Annotated in this window: 16 protein-coding genes and 1 riboswitch; of the genes, 6 read left to right on the top strand and 10 right to left on the bottom strand. The window is 74.7% G+C overall.

Annotated features, from left to right (window positions below):
* Window positions 1-44 precede the first annotated feature (44 nt).
* From ACIPN7_RS19695 to ACIPN7_RS19685, 3 genes are read left to right on the top strand one after another with little or no spacing between them, the layout of a single operon-like run.
* On the top strand, window positions 45-836 hold the full coding sequence (locus ACIPN7_RS19695; protein WP_400546002.1) for an ABC transporter ATP-binding protein: 792 nt from the start codon (window positions 45-47) through the stop codon (window positions 834-836).
* On the top strand, window positions 836-2,647 hold the full coding sequence (locus ACIPN7_RS19690) for an FtsX-like permease family protein (RefSeq protein WP_400545999.1): 1,812 nt from the start codon (window positions 836-838) through the stop codon (window positions 2,645-2,647). Before ACIPN7_RS19695 ends, ACIPN7_RS19690 begins: the two co-directional genes overlap by 1 nt.
* Entirely contained in the window at window positions 2,593-3,327 is a 735-nt protein-coding gene (locus ACIPN7_RS19685; RefSeq protein WP_400545996.1) for an ABC transporter permease, read from the top strand. The genes ACIPN7_RS19690 and ACIPN7_RS19685 overlap by 55 nt, the downstream gene beginning before the upstream one ends.
* 119 nt (window positions 3,328-3,446) lie before the next feature.
* On the opposite strand, the gene ACIPN7_RS19680 is transcribed toward ACIPN7_RS19685, so the two are convergent.
* Window positions 3,447-5,171 carry a phytoene desaturase family protein gene (locus tag ACIPN7_RS19680; RefSeq protein WP_400545993.1) on the bottom strand — a complete coding sequence of 575 codons (1,725 nt, stop codon included), beginning with the start codon at window positions 5,169-5,171 and terminating at the stop codon, window positions 3,447-3,449.
* Window positions 5,172-5,299: 128 nt separating this feature from the next.
* A riboswitch (cyclic di-AMP (ydaO/yuaA leader) is annotated at window positions 5,300-5,479 on the top strand.
* Between ACIPN7_RS19680 and ACIPN7_RS19675 the strand changes: the two genes are divergently transcribed.
* Window positions 5,480-6,364: a C40 family peptidase gene (locus tag ACIPN7_RS19675; RefSeq protein ID WP_400545990.1), complete on the top strand. Its 885-nt coding sequence runs from the start codon at window positions 5,480-5,482 to the stop codon at window positions 6,362-6,364.
* Between the two features lie 109 nt (window positions 6,365-6,473).
* Window positions 6,474-7,451: an NAD(P)-dependent oxidoreductase gene (locus tag ACIPN7_RS19670; protein WP_400545987.1), complete on the top strand. Its 978-nt coding sequence runs from the start codon at window positions 6,474-6,476 to the stop codon at window positions 7,449-7,451.
* 101 nt (window positions 7,452-7,552) lie between these two features.
* On the opposite strand, the gene mutM is transcribed toward ACIPN7_RS19670, so the two are convergent.
* The 9 genes from mutM to ACIPN7_RS19625 all read right to left on the bottom strand — a co-directional run bounded on the left by mutM (window position 7,553) and on the right by ACIPN7_RS19625 (window position 16,554).
* Complete coding sequence (gene mutM / locus ACIPN7_RS19665; RefSeq protein WP_400545984.1) at window positions 7,553-8,569, bottom strand: bifunctional DNA-formamidopyrimidine glycosylase/DNA-(apurinic or apyrimidinic site) lyase; 1,017 nt, start codon at window positions 8,567-8,569, stop codon at window positions 7,553-7,555.
* Window positions 8,562-9,302 carry a ribonuclease III gene (rnc, locus tag ACIPN7_RS19660; RefSeq protein ID WP_400545981.1) on the bottom strand — a complete coding sequence of 247 codons (741 nt, stop codon included), beginning with the start codon at window positions 9,300-9,302 and terminating at the stop codon, window positions 8,562-8,564. The genes mutM and rnc overlap by 8 nt, the downstream gene beginning before the upstream one ends.
* 1 nt (window position 9,303) lies before the next feature.
* On the bottom strand, window positions 9,304-9,498 hold the full coding sequence (rpmF, locus tag ACIPN7_RS19655) for a 50S ribosomal protein L32 (protein ID WP_108495103.1): 195 nt from the start codon (window positions 9,496-9,498) through the stop codon (window positions 9,304-9,306).
* Between the two features lie 2 nt (window positions 9,499-9,500).
* Window positions 9,501-10,058: a YceD family protein gene (locus ACIPN7_RS19650; protein WP_400546436.1), complete on the bottom strand. Its 558-nt coding sequence runs from the start codon at window positions 10,056-10,058 to the stop codon at window positions 9,501-9,503.
* Between the two features lie 186 nt (window positions 10,059-10,244).
* Window positions 10,245-10,757, bottom strand: coding sequence for a pantetheine-phosphate adenylyltransferase (gene coaD, locus ACIPN7_RS19645; protein ID WP_400545977.1), 513 nt, complete (start codon window positions 10,755-10,757; stop codon window positions 10,245-10,247).
* Window positions 10,754-11,422: an RsmD family RNA methyltransferase gene (locus ACIPN7_RS19640; protein WP_400545974.1), complete on the bottom strand. Its 669-nt coding sequence runs from the start codon at window positions 11,420-11,422 to the stop codon at window positions 10,754-10,756. The genes coaD and ACIPN7_RS19640 overlap by 4 nt, the downstream gene beginning before the upstream one ends.
* A gap of 24 nt (window positions 11,423-11,446) precedes the next feature.
* On the bottom strand, window positions 11,447-12,424 hold the full coding sequence (locus ACIPN7_RS19635) for an endonuclease/exonuclease/phosphatase family protein (RefSeq protein WP_400545971.1): 978 nt from the start codon (window positions 12,422-12,424) through the stop codon (window positions 11,447-11,449).
* Between the two features lie 102 nt (window positions 12,425-12,526).
* Window positions 12,527-14,812: an ATP-dependent DNA helicase RecG gene (locus ACIPN7_RS19630; RefSeq protein WP_400545968.1), complete on the bottom strand. Its 2,286-nt coding sequence runs from the start codon at window positions 14,810-14,812 to the stop codon at window positions 12,527-12,529.
* On the bottom strand, window positions 14,809-16,554 hold the full coding sequence (locus ACIPN7_RS19625) for a DAK2 domain-containing protein (RefSeq protein ID WP_400545965.1): 1,746 nt from the start codon (window positions 16,552-16,554) through the stop codon (window positions 14,809-14,811). Before ACIPN7_RS19625 ends, ACIPN7_RS19630 begins: the two co-directional genes overlap by 4 nt.
* Window positions 16,555-16,885: 331 nt before the next feature.
* Here ACIPN7_RS19625 and rpmB point away from each other — a divergent pair, with 331 nt between their 5' ends.
* Window positions 16,886-17,083 (top strand): 50S ribosomal protein L28, encoded by a 198-nt coding sequence (gene rpmB, locus ACIPN7_RS19620; RefSeq protein WP_119143026.1) that lies wholly within the window; start codon window positions 16,886-16,888, stop codon window positions 17,081-17,083.
* Window positions 17,084-17,182 lie beyond the last annotated feature (99 nt).

Below are 17,182 nucleotides of genomic sequence, written 5' to 3'. Positions count from 1 at the left end.
ATTCGCATACACGCCCGCAACGGCGTGCCGCCTTGGCTGGCGCCATGTCCTCCAGCAGACGAGCACCGGCGACGGCGGCCGGCCGGCCGGCCGCCACGCGGCCCACCACCGGGCCCTCCACCGCAGGCACCACGGAACCCACGACGCGCACCGCGGCGGACCCGCCCCTGGCCGCGAGCGCGCGCGCCCTGACCAAGACCTACGGCCGGGGCGAGGCCCAGGTGCACGCCCTGCGCGGCGTCGACCTCGACGTCCCGCGCGGGCGGTTCACCGCGATCATGGGCCCGAGCGGATCGGGCAAGTCCACGCTCATGCACTGCCTGGCCGGGCTCGACCGCCCCAGCGGCGGCACCGTCGCCGTGGGCGGCACCGACCTCGGGTCGCTCGACGACGACGCCCTGACGATCTTCCGCCGCCAGCACATCGGCTTCGTGTTCCAGTCGTTCAACCTGTTGCCGATGCTCACCGCGCGCCAGAACATCCTGCTCCCCCTGGAGCTGGCCCACCCACGGATCGACGACGCCGCCCGCGAGCGCGCCGACGAGCTCGCGGAGAGCCTCGGCGTGGCCGACCGGCTCGACCACCGGCCTGCCGAGCTGTCGGGCGGCCAGCAGCAGCGGGTCGCGATCGCCCGGGCCCTGATCACCCGGCCGAGCCTGCTGTTCGCCGACGAGCCCACCGGCAACCTGGACAGCACCACGTCGGCCGAGGTGCTGGACCACCTGCGCCGGTCGGCGCGCGAGCTCGGGCAGACCGTCGTGATGGTCACCCACGAGCCGGACGCCGCGGCGTACGCCGACGACGTGGTCACCGTGCAGGACGGGCTGATCGCCTGATGCGCACCGTCCTGCTGCAGTCGCTGCGCCGCCACCTGCGCCGGTACGTCGCGGCCGCGATCGCCGTGGTGGTCGCGGTCGCCTTCGTCGTGGCGGTCGGCGTGCTCACGGCCGGCGTCCGGACCGGGATCACCGCCGGCACCGGGTCGCAGTTCGCGGGCGCCGACCACGTGGTCCGGGACCTGGGCACCCAGAACGCGATCACCTACGCCGCGCAGCACGGCGACGACGTCGCCGTGCTCGGTTCGGCCACCCTGCCGCTGCGCGCCGGCGCCGAGCAGGCCCCTGGCAAGTTCGTCGGGAACATCGCCGCCGCGCCGCGGCTGCGCTGGCAGACGCTCGACTCGGGCCGCTTCCCGGAGCGCACCGGCGAGGCCGTGGTCGACGTCTGGACCGCCCAGGACATGGAGATCTCCGTCGGCGACCAGATCACGCTCGGGGCGGGGTCCACCGCCGCCGACCTGCGGGTGGTGGGCATCGTGGCGGCATCCGCGAACCTGGGCCAGGCCGCGGTCTACGTCACCTTCGAGCAGCTGCTGAACTGGCGCGACGACGAGACACTCCTGCTGGACCGGGCCGTCGTCGTCGGGGACACCGGCCCGCTGCCCGACGGCGCGACGGCGGTCACGCCCGAGGAGCACGCCGCCGAGAGCATGGCCCAGCACACCAACAACGTGAACATCCTGTCGCTGCTGCTGCTGGTCTTCGCCGGCATCGCGGTCTTCGTCTCGGTGCTGGTCATCGCGAACACGTTCTCGATCCTGTTCGCCCAGCGGGTGCGCGACTTCGCGCTGCTGCGCTGCGTCGGCGCCACCCGCCGCCAGGTCATGGGGTCGGTGCGCCGGGAGGCCGCCGTCGTCGGGGTGCTCGCCTCGCTGGTCGGGGTCGCGGCCGGGACCGGCCTCGGCTACGGCCTGATCGCCCTGGTCGACGCGCTCACACGGCAGAGCCCGCTGACCGCTCCCGCGCAGCTCCCGGTCTGGTGGCTGCTGGGCGGGTTCGCCGTCGGACTGGTGGTGACGGCGGTCGCGTCCTGGCTGCCGACCCGGCGCGTCGTCCGGATCAGCCCGCTGGCGGCGCTGCGTCCCGACGGCGCCGTGGACGTGCGGTCGGGTGCGGGCCGCGCCCGGGTGGTGCTCGGGGCGCTGTTCCTGGCCGGCGGCATCGCGCTGCTCGCGGTGGCGGCCGTCCGGGACAGCACGGTCAGCATGGTGGCCGGCGGCGGGACCCTGTTCGCGGGCGTCCTCCTCCTCGGGCCCCTGCTGGTACCCCGGGTGGTGCGGGTCGTCGGGGCGCTGCTCGGCCCCGGCGGCAGGCTCGCGACGGAGAACGCGGTGCGCAACCCGCGCCGGACCGCCGCCACCGCCGCATCCCTGCTGGTCGGCGTCACCCTGACGACGGCGGTGCTCACCGGGCTGGCCACCACGCGCGCCTCGGTGGACGCGAACCACGGCACCGCGCACCCGCTCGACGTCGCGCTCACGTCGTGGACCGGGCCGCTGGACGCCGACGTGCTGGACCAGGTGCGGGCCACGCCCGGCGTGGGTGAGGCGATCGCCGTCGACGGCGTGCTGGTGGACGTGACCGGGGGCGACGCGGCCGGAGGCGACGCGGCCGGGGAAGACACGGCCGGAGGCGACGTGACCGCGGCCGACCGGCCCCTCCTGCTGCTCGACGCGCCCGACGCGAGCGCGTCGCCCGGGACGGCGGGGCGTTCGCCCGGGTCGAGCCGGGCACGGTCGCGCTGGACGCGGACGTGTACGGCGACGACCCGGCGGAGCGGCTCGGCAACGGGACCGCCGGCACGGTGACGGCGAGCGCCACCGGGGACGGCGGGCACGACGGCGCCGCCTCGCGCGTGGACCTGCGGGTCACCACGGGTTCGGGCTGGGGCGGGGCCGGCATCGTCGCACCGGAGACGCTGGCGTCCCTGGGCTCGCCGCGGACGTACGCGGTGTGGGTCCGCGCCTCGGCCGACGCCGACCCGGTCGCGCTCCTCGCCGACCTGGACACGCTGGCCGACGCGGCCGGCGCCGACGTCGACAACGGGTTGCGGGCCGAGGTGGCCGACAACCAGATGCTGGGGACCATCACGGGTGCGACGCTCGGGCTGCTGGGCATCTCCGTGGTGATCGCGCTGATCGGGATCGCGAACACGCTGGGGCTGTCCGTGCTGGAACGGGTCCGCGAGCACGCGATGCTGCGCGCGCTCGGCCTCACCCGCCGGCAGCTGCGGCGGATGCTGGCGGCCGAGGCCGTGCTGCTGTCCGTGACCGCGACCCTGCTCGGCACGGTGCTCGGCGTGGGGTTCGCCTGGGTGGGCTACGAGACGTTCGTGAAGACGGCGCTCGACGTCGCGACCTGGCGCGTCCCGTGGGCCGAGCTGGCCGCCGTCGTGCCCGTGGGCGCCCTCGCGGGCCTGCTGGCCGCCGTCCTCCCGGCCCGCCGGGCGGCCGCCGTCACCCCGACGACGGCCCTGACCCTCGACTGACGCCGCCCGGCCGCGTCACCCCCGGTGTTGACCACAGCGGTTGCTGCCAGGCCGAGGGCCCAGGTGGCAGCAACTGCTGTGGTCAACACCGGTGGGTCAACCGAGCGAGCCCCGGCGGGTCAGCTCGGCGGGGTCTCCAGGACCGCCATCGCTGCCGCGCGGCCCGGGATGCCGCTGACGCCGCCGCCGCGGCGGGCGCCGGCGCCCGCGAGCAGCACCCGGGGGTGCGCGGTCGCCACGCCCCAGCGTTCGGCGGCGCCGGGCGCGGACCCGGGGTCGACCCAGGCCGCGGCACCGCCCGCAGCCCCGGCGCCGGCCCCGGCTCCTCCCTCAGCCCCGGACCCCGCGTCCGACTCCGCGAACGGCCAGCTCAGGTCGCGGTGGAAGATGTGCCCGCCCGGCAGCCCCACGTCGCCCTCCAGGTCCACGGGGGTGCGCACCTCCAGGCAGGGCGTGCCGTCGGCGTCGAGGGCGAGCACGTCCTCGATGGGCTCCGCCAGCACTGAGTTCAGGGACGCGAGGGTGGCCTGCAGGGCCCGCTCGCGGGCGCCGTCGGGGTCCGCGCGGAAGAGCCGGGCCGGCATGTGCAGCCCGAACAGCGTGATGGTCTGCGCCTCGGTCGCGGCGAGCTCCGGGCCGAGGATGGTCCGGTCGGACAGCGTGTGGCAGTAGATCTCGCTCGGCGGCAGGTCCGGGATGCGCCCGGCGGCGGCCTGCGCGTACGCGTCCTGGAGCTGGGTGAGCGACTCGTTGACGTGCAGCGTTCCGCTGAACGCGGCGACCGGGTCGACGTCGTCCCGCAGCCTCGGCAGGCGGTTGAGCAGCATGTTCACCTTGAGCTGGGCGCCCTCGGGACCCGGCCCGGCAGCCCCGGCCGGCCACGGCTCCGCGGAGGACGACCCGGAGGCCGCACCCCGGCCGGCCACGGCGAGCAGCCGCTCCAGCTCGGCCGGCGCGCACCCCGCGAGCACGTGCCCGGCGGTCACGCCCCTGGTGCGCCCGTCGGCGTCGGTCCAGGCCACCTCGGCCCCCACGGCCCCGGGGTCGACGGCGGTGACGGTCGCCGAGGTGACGATCGTGGCGCCGGCCGCCACCGCGGCGTCGCGCAAGGCGCCGGAGACGGCGCCCATGCCGCCCACCGGCACGTCCCAGTCCCCCGTCCCGTTGCCGATGACGTGGTACAGGAAGCAGCGGTTCTGCCGCAGGGACGGCTCGTCGACGTCGGCGAACGTGCCGATCAGGCCGTCGGTGGCAGCGACGCCCCGCACGACGTCGTCGGCGAAGGTGCGGCGTATTACCTCACCGAGGGGCTCCTCGAAGAGCGCGCGCCAGGCCTCCTCGCCCACGCCGTCGGCCACGAGGTGCCGCACGGCGGAGCGCGGGAGCAGGGGCTCGGTGAGCGTCGGGGCGAGGCGGCGGGCCACCTCGGCGGTCATCGCGTAGAACCGGCCCCACGCCTCGAAGTCGGCCTCGGAGCCGGTGAGGCGCCGGAACGAGGCGCGGGTGGCGGCGTCGTCCTGGGTGTCGACCAGCAGGCCGCCGTCGGCCACGGGGGTGTACGACGACCAGCGGCGCCGGACGAGACGGACCGGCAGGCCGAGCTCGTCGACGATCCGGCGCGGGAGGAGCGATACGAGGTAGGAGTAGCGCGACAGGCGGGCGTCCACACCGGGGAACGGCCGGGCCGAGACGGCGGCGCCGCCCACGTGGTCGGCGCGCTCCAGGACGAGGACCGAGCGCCCGCCGCGGGCCGCATAGGCCGCCGCGGTGAGGCCGTTGTGACCGCCGCCCACGACGACGACGTCGTACCGGGCGCGCAGGGGGTCGAGCAGGGAATCGGGCATGCACGCCATGGTGACACGCGGCACTCATTGCCAGGAACGTTCCATCACAAGACGGTATGTGACCCAATCGTGACATTTCCGCAACGGACGAGTACGGTCGATCTCGCCGCTCCAGCAACGGGGAGGTCCAGGCCCGGACGCCGAATCCTGTCACCGGTCCTGAGCAGCCAGAACGTGACAGGGGCGGGGGAACCAGGTAAGCCGGGCACGCGAGTGTCCTCGGGGTGAAGCCTCCTTGTGAGGCCGGGTGATCGCTCTCCCCATCCGAACCCGACAGCTCACCTCGTAGGCGTCCGAGGAGATCACTGGTGACCGTACTCACCGACCGCACCCACGACTGGGCGGACGACCAGGCAAACCGACCCAGCAACCGGGGGCGGCACCGCGCCGAGGGCCCCGCTCTCACCCCCTTCACCGCTCTGAGCCAGACAGCAGCCGAGAATGCCGCCCGTACCGGCGCCATCGCGGTCGTCACGTCCGGCATGCTCGCGTCGGTCTTCACCCAGACCGCCCACACCGCGCCTGCCGAGTCCCACACCCAGACCACGCTCGCCAACAAGACGTTCGACACCAAGACCCGTGCGGGTCTCGCCGAGAACCTCGTGACCAAGGTCGAGGTCGCCCGCGACGCCGACTTCCAGGCCGAGAAGGGTCGCGTCACCGTGACCCCGTACGCCGAGACCGAGGCCGGCATCGCCGAGGCCAAGGCGAAGGCTGAGGCGGAGGCTCGCGCCAAGGCCGAGGCGGAAGCCAAGGCGCAGGCAGAGGCGGAGGCGAAGGCCGCCGCCGAGGCCGCTGCGGCAGCCGCCGCCGAGGCCGAGGCCGCCGCGGCGGCAGCGTCCGAGTCCTCCGCGGACCTGGGGCAGCAGGCCGTCAACCTCGCCCTCGAGTACGTGGGCGTGCCCTACGTGTGGGGCGGAGCCTCCCCCAGCGGCTTCGACTGCTCCGGGCTCATCCAGTACGTCTACGCTCAGCTCGGGGTCAGCCTCCCGCACAGCTCGGCCTCGATGTCGACCGTCGGCTACCAGGTCTCCGCCGCGGAGGCCCAGCCGGGCGACATCGTCTGGACGTCCGGCCACGTCTCGCTCTACGCGGGCGACGGCATGGTCGTCGAGGCCCAGCAGGAGGGCGTTCCCGTGCACTACACGGAGATGTGGCAGACCAACCCGGTCTTCATCCGGGTGACGGGCTGACGCCTCCCGCATCACACGTCGGAGCGCCCGTCCGGCCGTCCCGAGGAACCTCCTCGGCGGGCCGGACGGGCGCTCTGCTTCGTGGCCCCGGTCGGGTAACGTCCCCGGCGTGAAGATCCTCGTACCGGACGTGCCCTTCGACCTCGACTTCCCGTCCCTGCTGCCCGACGGCGGAGCCTCCTTCGCGCCCGGCGGCACCGACACCGTCGCCACCTACGCGATGAACGAGCCGATCCCCGCCGAGCACACCGACGCCGAGCTGCTCGTCACCTGGTCCAGCCCGCCCAAGATCGTGGCCGACGCCGCCGAGCGGCTGACCGGCCTGCGCTGGGTGCAGACCCTGTCGGCGGGTCCGGACGTCGCGCTGCGCTCCGGGTTCGCCCCCGACGTCGTCATCTCCTCCGGGCAGTCCCTGCACGACGACACCGTGACCGAGCACGCGCTGGCCCTGATCCTGGCGTCGGTCCGCCGGATCGACGTGTCCCTGGCCGCGCAGCGGGAGCACCGCTGGGCCAAGGAGATCGCGTTCGCCCAGGCCGACGGCGTCACCGGCCTCGAGTACTCGCTCGACGGCGCGCGCGTGACGATCTGGGGCTTCGGGTCCATCGCCCTGCGCCTGGCGCCGCTGCTGACCGCGCTCGGCGCGCAGGTCACGGGCGTGGCCTCGCGGGCGGGCGAGCGCTCCGGCTACCCCGTGGTCGACGCCGGCGGCCTCGACGCGCTGCTGGCCGAGACCGACCTGCTCGTCTCGCTGCTGCCGGCCGTGCCCGCGACCCGGCACATCCTGGACGCCCGGCTGCTCGGCCTGCTGCCGCCGACCGCCCGCTTCGTCAACGTCGGCCGCGGCGCGACCGTGGACGAGGCCGCCCTGGAGGACGCCCTGCGCTCCGGCCGGCTCGCCGGCGCGGCGCTCGACGTCATGGAGACCGAGCCGCTGCCCGCCGACTCGCCGCTGTGGGACGTGCCGAACCTGATCCTCACGCCGCACGTCGCGGGCGGCCGGCCCCGCGGCGCGGCCCGGTTCCTGGCCGAACAGCTCACGGCCTGGCGCGCGGGCGACGCCCTCCGCAACGTAGCCACCCGCTGACCCACCTCCCGCCCTCGTCGAGTGCTGGGTATGGGTGGTTCCGGCCGCTCGGAAGCGACACGTACCCAGCACTCGACGGTGGGGCGAGGGGTGGAGCGAGGTCAGAGGCCGCGGGGCTTGGGCTGGCAGACCGGGCAGCTGAACGACGACCGGTTCATGAACGCGTCACGGCGCACCAGCGCACCGCAGCGACGGCACTCCTCGTTCTCCCGGCCGTAGACGGCGAGCGACCGGTCGAAGTACCCCGACTGGCCGTTGACGTTGACGTACAGCTCGTCGAAGCTCGTGCCGCCCTGCGCCAGCGCCTCGCGCATCACCTCGGCCGCCGAGTCCAGCACGCGGCGCACGTCGGCGGCCTTCAGCTTGTCCGTGGGCCGTGCCCAGTGCACCTGCGCCCGCCACAGCGCCTCGTCCGCATAGATGTTGCCCACGCCGGACACGACGGTCTGGTCCAGCAGGGCGCGCTTGACCTGCGTCCGACGACGGCGGACGCGGCTCACCAGCGCGTCCAGGTCCAGGTTCGGGTCGAGCAGGTCGCGCGCGATGTGCGCCACCGGCTCGGGCAGCACGGGCAGGTCGGAACCGTGTCCGGCGGGGACGCTCGCGCTCGTCCCGTCGGGCACCAGGTCCTGGACGCTCAGGTGCCCGAAGGTCCGCTGGTCCACGAAGTCGAGGTACCGCGCCCCGGAGGGGGCACCGTCCAGGTGCAGGCGGACCCGCAGGTGCGGGTGCTGCCAGTCGTCCGCCGGGTCTGCGGCGCCGGTCGGGGTCCGGGCAGCTTCCTCGTCCGGGGCGGCGCCGGGCGCGGCGGCCGGCGCAGCGCCGCGCACGAGGAGCTGGCCCGACATCCCGAGGTGCGCCAGCAGCGCGGCCGCCGGGACGACGTCGCCCACGGGGCTCGCAGGGCCCTCTGGCAGGAGCGGCAGCCAGAGGAACTTGCCGCGGCGCACCGCGGCCGCCAGGCGCCGTCCGGTGAGCTGGTCGCGGAAGGAGTCCGGGCCGCCGTCGTGCCTGCGGACGCTGTACTCGCGGGCGACCTCGACGTCGCGCACCACGGCGCCCACGACGAGCCGGTCGAGACCGTCCCGGACGGTCTCGACCTCGGGAAGCTCAGGCACCGGCGGCCGGCGCCTTGTGCAGCGGGAACTTCTCCAGCAGGGCCCGGTAGGTCTCCTCCGCGGCGCCCTGCTCGGCGTGCTTCTTCGCGGTGCCGGAACCGGACCCGTAGGTGACGCCGTCGATCACGACGGTCGAGTGGAAGACCCGCGCGTGCTCCGGCCCCTCGAACGTGGCGATGTAGTCCGGCGAACCCAGGCCGCGCTCGGCGGACGCCTCCTGGAGCGAGGTCTTCCAGTCCAGGCCCGCGCCCAGCCCGGCGGCGATGTCGAGCGTCGGGTCCACCAGCCGGTGCACGAGCTCGCGCGAGGTCTCCAGACCGTGCGACAGGTACGTGGCGCCGATCAGCGCCTCGACCGTGTCGGACAGGATCGAGTCCTTCTCGAAACCGCGCGTGCGGATCTCACCCTTGCCGAGCAGCACGTACTTGCCCAGCCCGAGGGTGCGCGCGATCGCGGCGAGCGCACGCTGCGACACCGTGGCCGCGCGCATGCGCGCCAGGTCGCCCTCCGACTGGTCCGGGTGGCGCCGGTACAGCGCCTCGGTGACCACCAGCCCCAGCACCGTGTCACCCAGGAACTCCAGGCGCTCGTTGGTGGGGATGCCCCCGGCCTCGTGCGCGAACGACCGGTGGGTCAGTGCCAGCACAAGAAGCTCGGGGTCCAGATGGACCCCGAGCTTCTCGAGCAGCGCGGTAGGTTCCGGCCTTGCCGGGGCCGTCCCGCCCTTGGCCACGTCAGCCCGCGTGAACGGTCTTCAGGGCGTCGCGGTAGGTGCGACCCTTGTAGGTACCGCACGTCGGGCACGCCGTGTGGGGCAGCTTGTTGCCCTGGCACTGCGGGCAGGTCGTGAGGGTCGCTGCGGTGGTCTTCCACTGCGAGCGACGCGCACGGGTGTTGCTGCGCGACATCTTGCGCTTCGGAACAGCCACGGCTAGCTCTCTTTCGTCTCGTCCGACACGCTCGTAGGTTCGAGCATGCTCTGTAGCGCCGACCAACGAGGGTCGACCACGTCATGGTGATGACCGGGGTCATCCGCCAGGCGCGCTCCGCACTCGGAGCACAGGCCCGGGCAGTCCTCCCGGCACAACGGTTGAAATGGTAGTGCAGTCACGACCGAATCCCGAAGCGAGGGCTCCAGGTCTGCCATGTCGTCCTCGTTCAGGACAGACTCTTCGTCCTCCACGTCGACGTCCCCCGCCTTGGCCGACGCAGCGGCCTTCTCGGGGTAGGCGAACAGCTCGGTGACGTCGACCGTGATCTCACGGGAGATGTCGTCGAGGCAGCGGCTGCACTCGCCCTTGACCGTGCCGCGGACGGTGCCGGAGACCAGCACGCCCTCCATCACGGACTCGAGCCTAAGGTCCAGCTCCAGGTCAGAGCCTTCCGGGATACCGATCACGGCGGTGCCGAGGTCCGACGGCGCCTGCACGGTCGCGCTGTGCGTACGCATCGTTCCGGCACGCCGAGAGAGCTCGTGCGTGTCGAGCACGAGCGGCGATTTCGGTTCGCGGGAGATAACAGGCTCCGATGAGGGCAGAACGAGGACAGCGTCCGGATGGACGATGAGGGGGGTGGACCGGCTCTCAGCCACGCAGAGGAGGCTGACGCCAGGGGCCAAAAAGCAATCCTACGACATGGAACGGGCGGCACGCGCGCCCGTGCGGAGTGACAGGGCTCACGAGCCCGCGGCGGGCTGCCCCAGCGCGGCCCGCAGGGCCTCCGTCACTCCCGCCGGGACCAGGTCGTCGACCGGTCCACCGTGCCGCACGATGTCCTTGACCAGCGACGAAGCGACGTGCGCGTACCGCTGGTCGCCCGGCAGGAAGATCGTCTCGACGCCCGACAGGTGCCGGTTCATGAGCGCCATCGGCTGCTCGGCGTCGAAGTCCGCGCCGCCGCGCAGGCCTTTGACGACGGCGACCGCGCCGATCTCCCGGCAGAAGTCCACGAGCAGCCCGGGCACGACGGCGACCCGCACCCGGGCCAGCTCCGGCTCGGCCCCGGCCGCGGACGCCAGGGCCGCGCGCACGAGCCCGGCGCGCGTCTCCAGGTCCAGCAGGCCGGACTTGCCGGGGTTCTTCGCGACGCCGACCACCACGTCGTCGAACATCGTGGTGGCGCGGCGGACCACGTCGAGGTGGCCGAGCGTGATGGGGTCGAACGACCCGGGGCAGACGACGATGGTCACGCGCCCACGCTATCCGACGGCGCGGGACCCTCGTCCTCGGGCGCGGTGCCTGACGGCTCCGCGTAGTGGACCGCCGTCTCGCCGTAGTCCTTGCGCGCGAACGGGGCCAGGCCGGCCGGCCAGGCCGGCTCCGGGGTGCGGGTCGACCGCTCGACGACCACGACGGCGCCGTCGGCGAGCACCCCCGGCGTCGCGAGGTGTGTCAGGACGACGGCGAGCTCGTCCTCGGCGAGGTCGTACGGCGGGTCGAGGAACACGAGGTCCAGCCCGCCGGCGGCGCCGACGAGGCCGGCGGCCGCGGCGCCGCCCGGGCCCGCCCCGCCGCCGGCCACCCGGCCCGCGAGCGCCGCCGCGTACCGCTCGGCGCTCTCCGTGGTGACGCGCACCCCGGCCAGGCCGAGGGTGGCGACGTTCTTGCGTGCGACGTCGGCCGCGGCACGCGCGCTGTCCACGAGGGTCACCGACACCGCGCCGCGGCTGGCGGCCTCCAGCCCGAGCGCGCCGGAGCCGGCGTAGAGGTCGAGCACGCGGGCGCCGTCGAGCACGTCGAGGTGCTCCAGCCGGGAGAAGATCGCCTCGCGGACACGGTCGCTGGTGGGGCGGGTGCCCTTCGCGGGCACCGCGATGGACCGCCCGCCCACCGACCCCGCAACGATCCTGGTCACGCCCCCGACCCTAACCCGCCCGCGTCAGGACCAGGGGGTGTCGACGTGGGCGACGATCGGGCGGTGATCGCTGGCCGTGCGGGGCAGGGTGCGGACGTCCGTCACGGTCGCGCCGCGGGCCAGGACGTGGTCGATCTGCGCCACCGGGAACGCCGCGGGGTAGGTGAACTCGAAGCCGGTGGTCGGCGCGGTGACGAGGTTGGTCAGCGGCGCGATCGCGTCGTCGGCCAGGACCGCGTTCAGGTCCCCCGCCACGATCACCGTCTCCGTCTGCTCGGCGTCGACCGCCTCCGCGAGCCGCAGGCCGCTCGCGTTGCGCGGCTCCGTCTCGAAGCCGCCCGTGCCGAACCGGACGGACGGCAGGTGCGCGACGAACAGCGCGACGCCAGCGCCCTCCCGCTGGATGACCACGCGCAGGCCGCGGTCCCAGGAGGCGTCCACGCCCTCGGGCCGGATGTCCACGGCCTGCGCCCCCTTGAGCGGGTACCGGGACCAGATCCCGACGGTGCCCTGGGTCTCGTGGTGCGGCAGGGTCTCCGCGAACGCCTGCGTGAACTGGTCCGCCGTCGTGTCGGACACCTCGGTGAGCGTGACGACGTCGGGCTCGGCCGCGAGCAGCACCTCGGCGGTGCCCTCGATGTCGGTGTTGGTGTCGCTCACGTTGTGCTGCACCACCGTCAGGTCGCCCGGCGGCGTGGCCTCGGCACGGATCTGCGGCAGGAAGACCCAGATCCAGGCCGCGAGCGGCAGCAGGACGGCGAGGACCGCGAGCGCCGACCGCCGCAGCAGCGCCGCGAGGATGCCGAGCGGCACCGCGAGGCCGAGCCAGGGCAGGAAGGACTGGACGAGGCTGCCGAGGTTTCCCCAGCGGTTGGGCACGTACTCGTGGCCCACGAGGAGCAGGGCGACCAGGACGGATCCGAGCGCGAGCAGTCTCCCGCGCTGCCACGCGGTCTTCGCGGGCCTGCCCGTGTGGATCGCGTGCCTCGCATCGACCGTCACGGGCGGGGACTCTATCGGTTGTATGTTTCGGGCGTAAGGAGTGGGTCATCCCGTTCGTGGTGAGCCGTGCCCCGGATCCGGCCGTCCGACCAGGTCAGCGGGTCACGTGCGCTCCAGGAACTCCTCCTGGTCCTCGTCGAGCTGCGCGCGGATGGCGCGCGCGAGCTCCGGGAACTCGGTGAGGTCGGGGGACGCCGCCACGACGTCGGCGGCCGCGGTGCGGGCCTCCTCGATGAGCCCGGCGTCCTTGACGACGCGGAGCAGGCGCAGCGAGCTGGCCCGGCCGGACTGCGCGGCGCCGAGCACGTCGCCCTCGCTGCGCAGCTCCAGGTCGAGGTTGGCGAGCTTGAAGCCGTCGGTGGTCTGCGTCATGGCCTCCAGCCGGGCGAAGGCGGGCGTGCCCGGTTCCGCGTCGGAGACCAGGAGGCACAGGCCCGGGTCGCTGCCGCGGCCGACCCGGCCGCGAAGCTGGTGGAGCTGGGAGATGCCGAACCGGTCGGCGTCGAAGATCACCATGGCGGTGGCCTCGGGGACGTCCACGCCCACCTCGACCACCGTGGTGGAGACGAGCACGGGTGCGGCCCCGGAGGCGAAGGCGGCCATGGCGGCGTCCTTCTGGTCCGGCGGCATCTGCCCGTGCAGCACACCGACCTCGATCCCGGCGAGCTCCGGACGCGAGCGCAGCTCCTCGACCACCTCGAGCACGGCGCGAAGCGGCGGGCGGTCCGCCGCGCCCGCGACGCCGGGGTCGGCGGGGTCGAGGAACTCGGGCACGTCGTCGAAGTCCTTGGCCGGGGCCTTGGTCCTCGCGCCGCTCTTGTCGTCGCTCTCCTCGTCCGGGTGGATCCGCGCGCACACGACGTAGGCGCGGCGGCCGGCGTCGACCTCCTCGCGCACGCGGGCCCAGGTGCGGTCGGTCCAGCGGACGTTCCCCGCGGGCACCGCGACGGTCGTGATGCCCGCACGCCCGGCCGGCACCTCCGTGAGGGACGACGTCTCCAGGTCGCCGAACACCGTCATCGCGACGGTGCGTGGGATGGGCGTGGCGGTCATGACCAGGAGGTGCGGCGACACGCGCCCCTTGGCGCGCAGCGCGTCCCGCTGCTCGACGCCGAACCGGTGCTGCTCGTCCACCACGACGAGGCCCAGGTCGGCGAACTGCACCTGCTCCGACAGCAGCGCGTGCGTGCCGACCACGATCCCGGCCTCCCCGCTCGCGGCCTGCAGGAGCGCCTCCTTGCGGGCCTTCGCGCCGAGCGACCCGGTCAGCAGCGCCACGCGGGTGCTGGCGCCCGCGCGCTCGGCACCGAACAGCGTGCCGCCGTCGGCCAGCGGGCCCAGGAGGGCGCGCAGGGTGCGGGCGTGCTGCGCGGCGAGCACCTCCGTGGGGGCGAGCAGGGCCGCCTGGCCGCCGACGTCGACCACCTGGAGCATGGCCCGCAGCGCGACCACCGTCTTGCCGCTGCCGACCTCGCCCTGCAGCAGCCGGTGCATCGGGCGGGGCCGGGCGAGCTCGGCCGCGATCTCGTCGCCGACCTGGCGCTGGCCGTCGGTGAGCGCGAACGGGAGCGCCGCGTCGAAGTCCGCGAGGATGCTCGGCTGCCCCGCCGGCAGCGGCGGACGGGCGGTCGCGTCCTCGGCGGCGGTGCGGGCGCGGCGCTGCGCGAGCGCGGCCTGCAGCACGAACGCCTCCTCGAACCGCATGCGGTGCCGGGCCCGGTAGGCCTCCTCCAGCGTCGCGGGCCGGTGCAGGCTGCGCAGGGCGGCGGCCCGTCCCGGCAGCCCCTGGCGCTGCCGCACCTCGTCGGGCACGGGGTCCGGCACGTCGGCGTCGGTCAGCGTGTCCAGCACGACGCGCAGCGCGCCCTGGACCTTCCAGCTCGGGATGCCCGCGGCGGCCGGGTAGATCGGGATGGGCTTGGTGGCGTGCTCCAGCAGCGCCTCGTCGCTGTCGAGGTCGGACTCCTCGCCCATCAACGTGAAGTCCGGGTGCGTGAGCTGGCGCGTGCCGCGGTACAGGCCGACGGTGCCCGTGAACAGGCCCTTCGCGCCCGGGACCAGGCGCTTCTCGTGGTTGTAGAGCGAGCCGCGGTGCTTGCCGAAGAAGGTGAGCGACAGCCGGCTGGTGCCGTCGGTGACCACCACCTCCATGAGCGCTCCGTTGCGGTTGCGCATGGGCCGCACGGTGGCCTGCTCGACCCGCGCGAGGATCGTCACGTGCTCGCCCACCTCGAGGGCCGCGATGTCCGTGAGCGCGCCCGGGTCGGCGTACCGGCGCGGGTAGTGGCCCAGCAGGTCGCCCACGGTCTGCAGCCCGAGCTTGCCCAGGGCGGTCGCGGTCCGCTTGTCGAACGCCCGATCCAGGCGCTCGTCCACCCGTTCGCTCATGCGCCTGCCTCCGGTTCCGGCGCGGCGGCCTCCGCGCCGAGCTGCACCCCGTCACCCGCTCGGCCGGTCGCCAGGACGACGAGCTCGGCGTCCGGCGCGCGCCCGGTTAGGGCGGCGGCGAGCCGGTCGGGCAGGTCGGCGGGCACGCCGGCGTCGAGCAGCACCGTCACCACGGTGGTCTCGGGCCCGGCGGCCCCCTCCAGCACGCCGACGGCGGCCGCGGCGGACGTCGCGTGGACGGTCAGCCCGGCGAGGGCGTCGGCCACGGCGGCGTGCGCGTCGACGGGGTCGCCGGCCTGGTCCGGCAGTCCGACCGGCAGCAGCGTGCCGAGAGCCGCCAGCGCCACGACGGCGTGGACGTCGGTGGCCGACGGCACGGTGATCAGCTCGTCGACGTCGAGGTGCGCGCCGGGCCCGGCGGTCACCTCGGGTGCCCCCAGGAGCAGCACGCGCCGGGCGCCGGTCGAGGCGGCGGCCCGCTCGACGTCGTCGGCCACCAGGGCCTCGACGGTGGCGCCGACCCCGCCCGTGAGGAGGACGACGGCCCCCGCGCGCGCGAGCTCCCCGGCCAGCCCGGGCGCCGACGTCGCCGCCACCACGCCCCACTCGTGCTGGCCGGCCGCCGCGAGGTGCCGCACGTGCACCTGCGCGAGCGTGCCCGCCCGCGCGGCGCCGGCCGCGATCGCGAGCGCCCGGTCGAGGTGGTCGGTGTGCACGTGGGCCTGCCAGACCGCCGTGCCGGTCCCCGCGTCCCCGCCGACGACGACCACGGAGTCGCCCACCTCCGCCAGGGCGCCGCGCAGCCCGGCGGCGACGGTGTCGGCCTGCTCGCCGGCGGGGCCGGTGAGGACGAACATGAGCTCGAGGGCGCCGGAGCCGGCACCGTGCGGCTCGGCCTCGCCGTCTGCGGTCGCCGCCGGGTCCGGCGCGCTCGGCAGCGCACCGGCGTCGAGAAGCTGGTCCAGGGTCACGGCGTCCATGCTGCCGCGCACCACTGACACTCCGCCCGCGGCCGGGTCGGCGGCGGCCGGTCCGCCGGCTCCCGCTGCACCGGTCGCCGCACCGGCCGCCGCACCGGCCGTCGCTCCCGCCGCCGCGACGACGAGCGCGTCGAGCACGAGGACCAGGCCCAGCGCCCCGGCGTCGAGCACGCCCGCGGTGCGCAGCACGTCGAGCTCGTCCCGGCTGGCCCGTGCGGACGCCCGGGCGGCGGCCGCCGCGGCGGTCACGACGGGCAGCGGCCCGGCGTCGGGTCCGGCGGCGCGCGCGGCCGCCCCCGCGGCGTCGGCGGCCGAGAGGATGGTGCCCTCGGCGGGCTCCGCCACCGCGGACCGGGCGGACGCCGCAGCGCGCGTGAGCAGGTCCGCCGTGGTGCCACCGCGCCGGGCGGCGACGGCCAGCCCGCGCAGCCACTCGCTGAGGATCACGCCGGAGTTGCCGCGCGCACCCAGCAGCGCCGCCCGGGCGAGCATGGCCAGGAGCCGCGGTCCCGTGGCGTCCGCGGGTGCCGCGGCGACCGCCCGGTCGCCCTCGCGGAGAGTCAGGTAGAGGTTGGTGCCGGTGTCGGCGTCCGCCACCGGGAAGACGTTGACCCGGTCGATCGCCGCGCGCTCGCGGCGCAGCGCCGCCGTGGCCCCGCGCGCCCAGGCGCGCACGACGCCTGGGTCGTCGAGCCCGGCCCCGGACGGGTACGCCTGGGGACCCGGCTCAGCCGTCCGGCTGCCGCTGTCGACGTCGGTCACGCTCTGCCCTCCTGCACCTGGTGTCACGAACGCTCGTGCCACGAACGAGCGGCTGCCCGGGCACCCGCTCGGACGGATCCCACCGTACCGAGCGGGTGAGACGATTGCGTCCGGCAGTCCGCAGGCCTGTGGGCAGCCGCCCGGTCCGGCCGGTGTGACGCACCACCCCGCGGCTACGGTTTGAGGGCGCGGCCCGCCATCAGGTACTCTGTCGAAGTTGCCTGGAACGCCAAGAAGCGTTGATTGCTCCGAAGTCTCCAGGCGTTCCCTTAGACCACCATCACGTCGTGCTGTCGTTATGCACCGGCGTGCACGACATTCAGGAGACACCGTGGCTGCCAACTGCGACGTCTGCGGCAAGGGCCCGGGCTTCGGGCACAGCGTTTCGCACTCCCACATCCGCACCAAGCGCCGCTGGAACCCGAACATCCAGCGCGTCCGCGCGATCGTGGGCGGGACTCCCAAGCGCGTCAACGTGTGCACCTCCTGCCTCAAGGCCGGCAAGGTCACGCGCAAGGTCTCGGCCTGACGCTGCCGCAGCCGGGTCGCTGACGCGACCCGCACATGCTTGACGAAGACGCTCGCCGGTTCGCCCGGCGGGCGTTTTCGGCGTTCCAGACCTTCATCT

The organism is Promicromonospora sp. NPDC090134, assembly GCF_044746965.1.
Taxonomy (GTDB): domain Bacteria; phylum Actinomycetota; class Actinomycetes; order Actinomycetales; family Cellulomonadaceae; genus Promicromonospora.
Note: the sequence above shows the minus strand (reverse complement) of the source record. Positions and strands in the feature narration are given on the sequence as shown.